The 2113-nt window shown below is 61.8% G+C and carries 2 protein-coding genes; both read right to left on the reverse strand.

Annotated elements, in window-relative coordinates; translation table 11 throughout:
• The coding region (locus tag ENZ74_RS30130; RefSeq protein ID WP_164761323.1) for a GMC family oxidoreductase at window positions 1-903 on the reverse strand (903 nt) is incomplete at its 3' end.
• A gap of 92 nt (window positions 904-995) precedes the next feature.
• On the reverse strand, window positions 996-2113 hold a 1118-nt coding region (locus ENZ74_RS30135; protein ID WP_164761324.1), incomplete at its 5' end, for a UDP-glucose/GDP-mannose dehydrogenase family protein.

Consider the following 2113-nt stretch of genomic DNA (forward strand, 5'->3'; position numbering starts at 1 on the left):
GTCGACACCGTCGAGATAGACCTCGAAATTCCAGCCGTAGGATTCATGCAGGCCGCTGCCGACAAATTCGCCGCCCAGGCCGGATCGCAGCATGATCGCCGCACTCTGGATGGCATTGGCGCCGAGAATGAAGAGATCGCCGCTGACCTGGTATTCCTTGCCGTCATGGCTGAACGTGACCGAACGGACAGCACCGCCGACGTGATCGAGCCGGCGCACTTCCGCACCGAGGCAGACCGAGATGTCGGGATGCTCGAAGACGTGCATCAACCCGTTGTTGACGGTGAATTTGGCGTCGACCGGGCACAGCCAGCAACGCAGATTGGCACAGCACGAGCTGCGCTGCGCGGTCGGCACGCGAGCCCGCGCGGTTGGCATGACGAAGTGCTGGTCGGGCTGCGCCGCCTTCATCATCCTGTCCGGTGTCGACATGCGATGCGGCGGTTGCGGAAACGGCTTCGAGCGGGGCAGCATCGCCGCCATGTCGGGGTCGCCGGAGATCGACATGATGTCTTCCGCGTCGCAGTAGAACGGCTCGACGTCGTCATAACTGATCGGCCAGTCATTACCGATGCCGTAGGTGCTTTTCAGCCGGAAATCATTGGGATGAAATCTTGGCGTCTGCGCGAACCAGCAGTTCGTCCCGCCACCCAGTCCGATCGTGTAGTTCCACGGCTTGTCGGAATTGGTCTTGTAGGTCGTCTCGTCTTCGATGTCGGTGTTGACGTTCTGTTCGAGCTGCCATTCATGGGTGTTGTGGCGTCCCCACTCCAGCACCAGAATGCGCGCCTTTCGGCGCCTGGCGAACTCATGCAGGAAGAAGGCCGAACCGAAGCCGGAACCGATCGCGACGAGATCGAAATGATCCTTGGTGATTTGCTCCGGCTTTACGTCCAGCACCATCAGCTACAACTCCACACAGAAATACGCGCTCAACCCCAGCGTCCGCAGGCCGTGTGCGGACCGGTCTTGCATCCGTCTGACAGGGCCCGGTCTCATGCCGCCATTCTGCCGATCGAGTGATATTCGATGCCATGGCGGGCGATGACCTTGGGGTCATAGAGGTTGCGGCCGTCGAAGATGACCGGCGTGGTCAGCGCGTCCTTCACCGCGTCGAAGGACGGCGCGCGAAAGCTCTTCCATTCTGTGGCGATCAGCAGCGCATCGGCGCCGCGCAGCGCCGCCTCCTTGGTGCCGCACAGAAGCAGGTCGTCGCGCAGCCCGTAGATGGCCTGGCATTCCTGCATCGCCTCGGGATCATAGGCCTGCACATTGGCGCCGGCCTTCCAGAGCGCCTCCATCAGGACGCGCGCCGGCGCCTCACGCATGTCGTCGGTGTTGGGCTTGAAGGCCAGACCCCAGAGCGCAAAGGTCCTGCCTTTGAGGTTGCCCTTGAAATAGCGGTCCACCTTGTCGAAGAGAACCGATTTCTGTGCGTTGTTGCGCTCCTCAACGGCGCGCAGCAGCTTGGCGTCGAACTTGACGCCTTCGGCGGTCTTGATCAGCGCCCGCACATCCTTCGGGAAGCACGAGCCGCCATAGCCGAGGCCCGGATAGATGAAATGGTAGCCGATGCGCGGATCGCTGCCGATGCCCTTGCGGACCTCCTCGATGTCGGCGCCGAGTTGTTCGGCCAGATTGGCCATCTCGTTCATGAAGCTGATCTTGGTCGCCAGCATGCAGTTGGCGGCATATTTGGTGAATTCTGCGCTGCGCACGTCCATCACGATCATCTTCTCGTGGTTGCGATTGAACGGCGCGTAGAGTTCGCGCATCACAGCCTCGGTGTCCTCGCTGTCGGTGCCGACGATGATGCGGTCCGGCTTCATGCAGTCGGCAACCGCGGACCCTTCCTTGAGGAATTCCGGATTTGAAGCGACATCGAAAGCCAGGTCCTCGCGGCCTCTTTTCTTCAGCGTGTCGGCGATCCTGGCCTTCACCTTTTCGCAGGTGCCGACCGGCACCGTCGACTTGCCGACGACGATCTTGGGTTTGTCCATTTCGCGGCCGATGGTCTCGGCGACTGCCAGCACATATTTGAGGTCGGCCGAGCCGTCCTCGCCCGGCGGCGTGCCGACCGCGATCATCTGGATCTCGCCGTGCCTGACAGCGG

This window comes from Mesorhizobium sp. M7A.F.Ca.CA.002.15.2.1 (genome assembly GCF_003998715.1).
Lineage (GTDB): Bacteria > Pseudomonadota > Alphaproteobacteria > Rhizobiales > Rhizobiaceae > Mesorhizobium > Mesorhizobium ciceri.